At 69.0% G+C, this 7,071-nt stretch carries 6 protein-coding genes and 1 pseudogene; all 7 read right to left on the bottom strand.

All coding sequences use genetic code 11. The features are described from left to right. Window positions 1-1,158: a rod shape-determining protein RodA gene (gene rodA, locus WCJ52_RS10375; RefSeq protein WP_336903232.1), complete on the bottom strand. Its 1,158-nt coding sequence runs from the start codon at window positions 1,156-1,158 to the stop codon at window positions 1-3. Beyond that, entirely contained in the window at window positions 1,155-3,080 is a 1,926-nt protein-coding gene (mrdA, locus tag WCJ52_RS10370) for a penicillin-binding protein 2 (protein ID WP_336903231.1), read from the bottom strand. The genes rodA and mrdA overlap by 4 nt, the downstream gene beginning before the upstream one ends. A gap of 5 nt (window positions 3,081-3,085) precedes the next feature. Continuing rightward, window positions 3,086-3,598 carry a hypothetical protein gene (locus WCJ52_RS10365; protein WP_336903230.1) on the bottom strand — a complete coding sequence of 171 codons (513 nt, stop codon included), beginning with the start codon at window positions 3,596-3,598 and terminating at the stop codon, window positions 3,086-3,088. Next, window positions 3,595-4,641, bottom strand: a complete 1,047-nt coding sequence (gene mreC / locus WCJ52_RS10360; protein ID WP_336903229.1) for a rod shape-determining protein MreC — start codon at window positions 4,639-4,641, stop codon at window positions 3,595-3,597. The genes WCJ52_RS10365 and mreC overlap by 4 nt, the downstream gene beginning before the upstream one ends. Before the next feature lie 108 nt (window positions 4,642-4,749). Continuing rightward, window positions 4,750-5,793 carry a rod shape-determining protein gene (locus WCJ52_RS10355; protein ID WP_336903228.1) on the bottom strand — a complete coding sequence of 348 codons (1,044 nt, stop codon included), beginning with the start codon at window positions 5,791-5,793 and terminating at the stop codon, window positions 4,750-4,752. Window positions 5,794-5,999: 206 nt separating this feature from the next. Further along, on the bottom strand, window positions 6,000-6,815 hold the full coding sequence (locus WCJ52_RS10350) for a phytanoyl-CoA dioxygenase family protein (protein ID WP_336903227.1): 816 nt from the start codon (window positions 6,813-6,815) through the stop codon (window positions 6,000-6,002). 35 nt (window positions 6,816-6,850) lie between these two features. Beyond that, window positions 6,851-7,071: pseudogene (locus WCJ52_RS10345) on the bottom strand (hypothetical protein); the annotation flags it as partial.

The following is a 7,071-nucleotide window of genomic DNA, read 5'->3' as shown; positions in this document are numbered from 1 at the left end:
CTAGAACAGCGAACTCTTGGACCCGGTGACTTCGTCGTAGCGATGGACCCGGACGGACTGGACAAGGCCGAAGCCGATCATCACGGTCAGCATGACCGAGCCCCCGTAGGACAGGAGGGGCATGGGCACGCCGACAACCGGTGCCATGCCCATCACCATCGCCCCGTTGATCAGCACATAGAGGGCGAAGGTCGAGGTGACCCCCGCCGCCGTCAGGCGACCGAAGTGGGAGTGGGCCACCGAGGCCGTGCGCAGGGATGTGAAGATGACGGCGCAATAGAGCAGCAGCACCGCCATGCAGCCGACAAACCCGAACTCCTCGGCCAGGGTGGCGAAGATGAAGTCCGTCTGTTTCTCCGGAAGGAAGTTGAGCTGGCTCTGGGAACCCAGGCCATAGCCCTTGCCCAGGAGGCCGCCGGAGCCCAGGGCGATCTTGGACTGCAGGAGATGGTAGCCGGAGCCCGAGGGGTCGCTCTCCGGGTTCAGGAAGGTCAGGATCCTCTGCCTCTGGTAGTCATGGAGGCCGAAGAGGATAAAAGCCGGCGCCGCCAGGGCGGCGAGACCCGCCCCCGCGAAGATGATCCGCCAGGACAGGCCGGCCAGGACCACCACCGTCAGGCCGGTCAGGGCCAGCAGCATGGCGGTCCCAAGGTCAGGCTGGTGGGCGACGAGCAGGGTCGGGGCGGCAATCAGGGCCACCGGGATCAGCAGATTCCAGGACAGCCGCGCCCGGTCCGCTGACAGGCCGTGATAGAACCGGCCAAGGGCCAGGACGAGGCCCAGCTTCATGATTTCCGAGGGCTGGAAACTGCCAAGGGGCCCCAGGTCCAGCCACCTCTGCGCGCCCAGGCGGACGTCGCCGACCACCTCCACCGCGATGAGCAGGATGAGGCCCAGGGCGTAGAGCGGATAGGCCACCGCCGCCCAGACCCTGAGGTCGATGACGGCCAGGACCACCATCAGGACGAAGGCCACGCCAAAGCGGATCAGGTGATTGGCCGCCCAGGGCTCCCAGCTGGAGCCGGCGATGGAGAACATCATCAGGGCGCCGGCGCCCGCGATCAGGATCAGGGCGAGAGAGAAGACCCGGTCGATCTCGAGGAGCTTGTCGATCAGCCGGCCGCGCTCGGACCGGGACGTCAATCCGCCGAAGGTCATGCGGGCGCCTCCGGTACAACCGGGCCCTGGGCGACCGTCGCCGCCGGAGCCGGAGGTCGCTCGATCCGGCCGCGAAGCTCGGGATCCTGCAGCAGGGCCAGCCGCATGAGGTCCCGGGCCCGGGGCGCAGCGGCCTGGGCGCCGAAGCCCCCATGCTCCACCAGGACCGCCACCGCATAGCGCGGCGCGTCATGGGGGGCAAAGCCGACGAACCAGGCATGGTCACGCAGATGCCAGGGACCATTGGTGCCGTGCACACCCCGTCCGCCATTTTGGTAGTTGTAGCCCTGCGCCGTCCCGGTCTTGCCGGCCATCCGGATGTCGCCCAGGCCGATCTGGCCGGTTCGCGCGGCCGTGCCCCGTGTGGTCACCGAGGCCATGGCCTCGCGGACAAAGGCCAGGTGATCGGGGTTGAACCCCAGGTCGGGGGCTGCGGAGCCCTCGGGGGTGGGCACGCCGCCAATCGAGCGGATCAGCCGGGGCGCCAGGGCCTTCCGGCCGTTGGCAATTCGCGCTGTCATGACGCATTGCTGCAGAGCGTTGACCAGGGTGTAGCCTTGGCCGATCCCCATGCTGGGGGTCTCTCCCGGATGCCAGACTGGGTCCCGCTTGAAGGTGCGCTTCTTGTACTCGGTGTCGGGCACAAGGCCCTTGCGCTGGCCGGGGATCCCGATGTCATAGGTCTCGCCAAGGCCGAAACGCCGAGCCACCGCCGCGATCCGGTCCGGTCCCAGCCGGATAGAAATGGTATAGAAATAGGTGTCGCACGAGGTCGAGATGGCGTCGTGCATGTTGTTACGGCCATGCACGCCATCGCACCGCCAGCGGCGATTGCCGAAGTTCCAGAAGCCCGGGCAGTTGACCGTCATCTTAGGATCGACGCCATGCTCCAGGGCCGCGACAGCGACCAGGGTCTTGAAGGTCGAGCCCGGCGGATAGGTGGCCGTCAGCGCCTTGTTGAACAGGGGCTTGTGGTCATACTCGGCAAGGGCGCGGTACTCCGTCCCGCTGAGGCCGCGGACGAAACGGTTGGCGTCGAAGCTGGGCGCCGAGATCAGGGTCAGGATGTCGCCGGACTGGCAGTCCATCATCACCGCCGCGCCGCTCTCCTCGCCGAAGAGCTCCAGGCCCCGAAGCTGCAGGTCCATGTCGAGGCTGAGCTGGACTTCCTTGCCGGCGAGCGCCGGGATGTCCCCACCGGGAGCGAGACGCACCTGCTGGCCACGGGCGTCAACCTCGACCTTCTGCGCGCCCGGGCGGCCTCTCAGTTTCAGGTCTAGGGACTTCTCCAGCCCCTGGCGGCCGATCCGAAACCCAGGATGCAGCATCATCGGATCGGCGTTGGGCCCGGTCTCGGTAATGTCCTCCTTGTTCACCTTGGCCACATAACCGACCACGTGAGCGAAGGCGCCGCCATGCGGATAGACCCGCACCTCGCCCATGTCGGCCGTCACTCCGGGAAGCTCGGTGGCGCGGATGTTCACCGCCGAGAACTGCTCCCAGGTGATGTCCTCCATGATCGCCACCGGCGTGTTGCGGGGCGCGTTGCCGAGGTCCCGGAGGATGCGTTGGCGCCGGGCGTCGTCCATGGGCAGGTAGGCCGCCAGGGTCGAGATCATGGCCTCGGGGTCCTGGTCCTTCTGGCGGGCGTACAGCAGCCGGAAGTTGGGACGGTTGGTGGCCAGGATGGCGCCGTTCCGGTCGGTGATCACCCCGCGCGGCGGGGGCACCAGCCGGAAGTTGAACTGGTTGGAGGTCGACAGCTTGGCGTAGCGGTCCGTCTCGACCAGCTGGAGCGAGGCGAGGCGCCCGCCGAGGGCGGCCACCCCCAGGGCGATGCCACCACCCAGCAAGAAGGTCCGCCGGTGGAAAACGCTCTGCCGGACGTTGACGTCGGAAAGGATGATCGAGGGCTGGGTCACGGCGGTCAGCGGAACCGGACGTCAGCGTCGCGGAAGTACGCGATCAGCCAGACGGTGAAGGGGAAGAGCAGGACTGTTGACAGCCACTGCAGGCCGGTCGCCGCAAGGGCGGGTGGGCTTCCCGTCACAGCTGCGGCGATCAGCCAGCCCACGCCCTGGGCGACCAGGCAGCTGACCGCATACCAGGCGCCCAGCACCAGGTTCGATTGGCCGGCAAGGACGTTACGGATGGCCAGGCCTGGCAGGTAGCCGGCCAGCAGTGAGATGGCCCAGAGGCCGGACGGGGCACCCCAGAGCACGTCGAGGGCGAGGCCGCCCAGCAACAGGGCAAAGGCCGGCGCCAGGGCCGGGCGGATGACCCCCCAGGCAAAGGCCGGGACCATCAGGGTCACGGGTTCCGGCAAGGGCAGGCCAAGCACGTGGATCGGTGTCGCCAGGACCAGGCTCAACGCCAGGCAGGCCAGCAACGGCGCCCCGATCCAGCGGGAGAATCTCAGGGGACGGGCTACGGCGGTCATGCGGCAGGCTCCCGGGCGGGCGCAGGCTGGGCGGCCGGGGGCGGCGGAGGCTTTGCCTGAGCGGGGATTGCCCGAGTGGGGATTGCCTGAACGGGCTTTGCCTGAGTGGCCTTCGGCTTCGGCTTCGGAACTGGAAGAGCGGACACCGGGGTCGGCGGCGGTGGTGGCGAGGGCCGGCTCAGGGCGCGCAGGTCCTCGAGCTTCACAAAGTCCTCGAACATCACGATCCGGACATAGTCGATGGGCGCCGCGTCAGTGGCCAGCCGGACCCGCCATCCCCCGTCGGCGCCGCGGACGACGCGGCCGACCGCAAGGCCACGGGGCAGGACGCCGCCATCCCCGGAGGTCAGGACCAGGTCGCCCTCCTTCGCCGCGTCCCGTCCCCTCAGGAAAGCCAGTTCCGGTGCCCAGCCGCCATCCCCTGTCAGGATCGCCCGGGCCCGGGTGCGCTGGATCATGACCGGGGTGCGGGAGGCGGCGTCGGTCAGCATGAGCATCCGGCTGACCCGAGGCGTCACACCGATCACCCGGCCCGCCAGGCCGTTCTCGGTCAGCACCGGATGGCCGACCTTTACGCCGCGTTCCGATCCGGCGTTGATGAGGCGGGTGTTGGCGTAGGGGCCCCGGCTTTCGCTGACCGCCCTTGCGGTGACCATGGGCGCGGGCGGGTCCAGGGACAGGCCCAGGAGGGCGCGGTATCGGGCGTTCTCGTCCGCGAGGGTGACCGCCTTCTCACGCCAGGAGCGGGCGATGGCCAGCTCGGACTTCAGGCGACGGTTCTCGGAGACCGCGAAGAAGTAGCCGGTGATCCCCTGCCCGACACCCCCCATCCAGCGGACGGGGGCCGCCAGGGCGCCGGTGACCGGTGCCACCACCTGGTCCGAGGCCCTGCGCAGGGCGCTGGAGGCGCCTGCCTGGTAGGTTTGTCGCCGGTCCGCCATCAGCAGGGCGAAGGCCACCAGGAGGGCCACCACGGCGGCTGCCGCTGCACCCAGAAGCAGAGGCAGCCTGACCTCGCCGAAGGGATTGTCCCTGAAAGACACGGAACCGACGATCTCCCCGGGGCCCCGACCGAAGGAGGCCCCCCTGCTCTGCGCTGCCGACCAGCTCCGCCTAGATTTCCCGTTCCCGCGATTCCCGCCAGAGCGCCGTCAGGCCGCGCCGGCGTCCATCACGCTCTTCATCCAGGCCGGATGCTCGAGCACCTTGCCGCAACCCAGGGCCACGCAGGAGAGCGGATCGTCGGCGACGGTGACCGGCAGGCCGGTATGGTCGCGGATCTCGGCGTCCAGACCCCTCAGCAGGGCGCCCCCGCCCGTAAGCATGATGCCCTTGTCGGCGATGTCGGACGCCAGCTCCGGCGGCGTGGACTCCAGGGCCATCTTCACGGCTTCGACAATCTGGGAGACCGTCTCGGAGAGCGCTTCGGCAGCCTGCCGCTCGGCTATTCGGACCTCCCGCGGGACGCCCTGCATGAGGTCGCGGCCCTTGACGTCGATGGCCAGGCCGTCGCCCTCCTCGGGTGGCCGGGCAGTGCCGATTTCCTTCTTGATCCGCTCGGCCGTGGTCTCGCCGATGAGCAGGTTAAAGTTGCGGCGCATATACGAAATGATCGCCTCATCCATGATGTCGCCGCCAACCCGGACCGAGCGGGAATAGACAACGCCCGAGAGGGAGAGCACCGCCACCTCTGTGGTGCCGCCGCCGATATCCACCACCATCGAACCCGTGGCCTCGTGGATCGGCAGGCCAGCGCCGATAGCGGCCGCCATGGGCTCATCCATCAGGGCGACGCGGCGGGCGCCGGCGTTCAGGCAGCTGTCCTTGATGGCCCGGCGTTCCACCGCAGTGGCGCCCGAGGGTACGCAGACGATGACCTTGGGGTTCACGAAGCCCTTATGGTTGTGAACCTTGCGGATGAAGTACTTGATCATCTCCTCGGCCACTTCGAAGTCGGCGATGACACCGTCTCGCAGGGGCCGGATGGCCTCCATGTGGCCGGGGGTCCGGCCCAGCATCTGCTTGGCTTCAAGGCCGACCGCATAGGTCTCCTTGCGACCGCCAACCGTGCGCAGGGCGACCACAGAGGGCTCGTTCAGCACGATGCCCCGCCCCTTCATGTAGATGAGGGTGTTGGCGGTGCCGAGGTCGATGGCGATGTCCTTGGTGACAGAGCCGAAGAGGGACGCAAACATACAGTTTCCCGGAGGCGGAGGGCAGCGTGGGAGGGGCCTGGCGAGGGTCTGGATCCGCGGCCTTCGTCGCCTCCCCTGGCGCGCGCCGTCGGACCCGGCCCCGACTGGGCTGAATACATCGTCCTCTGCCCTGCGAATGGGTTGAATTCAAGACGAATCCGTCCCCCTCGACCCCGCTGGCCTGCGGATTCCATCCGGCCCCGGCCTCAGGGGCGCGCGATGGGCGGCGTCCAGCCGGATTCCAGCGCCCTGCGCGGATGGTGGGCGGTCACGTGGCCCATGAAGGGCGGCCAGATTTCATAGCCCAGCAGGGCTTGCAGACGGGGCGAAAAGGCAGCGGCCTGGGCCTTGGGGATGGCGAGGAAGAAGTTCTCCTGGGGTCGCGCCCAGGGCTGGCAGTATTGGTGGGTGACGGCCAGCCTCGGGGCCCCGCTACGGTTGGCCCCGCCCCGGTGGATCAGGCTGCCCTGGAGGACGATGGCCCCACCGGCGGGCAGGACCGCAGGAAGGAGGCCGGGACCGCCCCCGGCCGCAAGGGCTGCGGCCGCCCGAGCCTCGTCCCAGAGGTGGGAGCCCGGCAGGATGTCGGTGGCGCCATTGTCTTCGGTGAAGGCGTCGATGGCGGCGATCAGGGTCAGGCTCACCGCCGGGCGCGGCCGGGGCAGCCGGTAGAAACCGTCGTCGATGTGCAGGGCCTGGGCCGCCTCGCCGGGAAGGATCCGGATCGACTGGCTGGCGGTCAGCAGGTAGCCCGGCAGCAGGAAACGGTCGAGCAGGGCCAGAAGCCGGGCGTCCTCGACCATGGCCTCAAAGACAGCGCCCCGGGCGACCAGGGTGTAGATGCGCTCCGTCGAGAAGCCCTCGAAGGCGTTCCGTCCGCGATGCTGGCCGGACAGGGCGTCGATTCGGTCCCGGGTCTCGGCAAGGGCCTGCGGGGACAGGAAGTCCTCGATCACCGTGTAGCCGCCCCGCGAAAGCTCGGCGGTTCGGGCCTCGAGGTCGAAGGCGAGCGGTCCGGTCATGTCTTCCCTCCCGTTTTCACTCGCATACTGCCCCCTCAGTTCAGGGCCGTCATCACCATGCCGAGGGCGGTGGCCATGCCGGCGGCCAGCTGGCGGGCCGTCAGCTTCTCCCGGAACAGGGTCCGGCCGACCAGGGCGGCGATGGGCGCCTCAATCACACCCACCGCGCGGACAGGGCCCGGGGCCTCCGCCCTCTGGTTCTCGGCCCTCGCCATGTCGCCCCCGGGCCCTGTCCGCGCGGTGGGTGTGATTGAGG

The organism is Phenylobacterium sp. (assembly GCF_037138395.1).
Classification (GTDB): Bacteria; Pseudomonadota; Alphaproteobacteria; order Caulobacterales; family Caulobacteraceae; genus Phenylobacterium.
Note: the sequence above shows the minus strand (reverse complement) of the source record. Positions and strands in the feature narration are given on the sequence as shown.

Excerpts from the sequence above, each read along its gene's own strand:
- rodA (WP_336903232.1), bottom strand. The coding sequence starts at position 1,158 with ATGACCTTCGGCGGATTGACGTCCCGGTCCGAGCGCGGCCGGCTGATC.
- WCJ52_RS10365 (WP_336903230.1), bottom strand. The coding sequence starts at position 3,598 with ATGACCGCCGTAGCCCGTCCCCTGAGATTCTCCCGCTGGATCGGGGCG.
- WCJ52_RS10355 (WP_336903228.1), bottom strand. The coding sequence starts at position 5,793 with ATGTTTGCGTCCCTCTTCGGCTCTGTCACCAAGGACATCGCCATCGAC.
- WCJ52_RS10350 (WP_336903227.1), bottom strand. The coding sequence starts at position 6,815 with ATGACCGGACCGCTCGCCTTCGACCTCGAGGCCCGAACCGCCGAGCTT.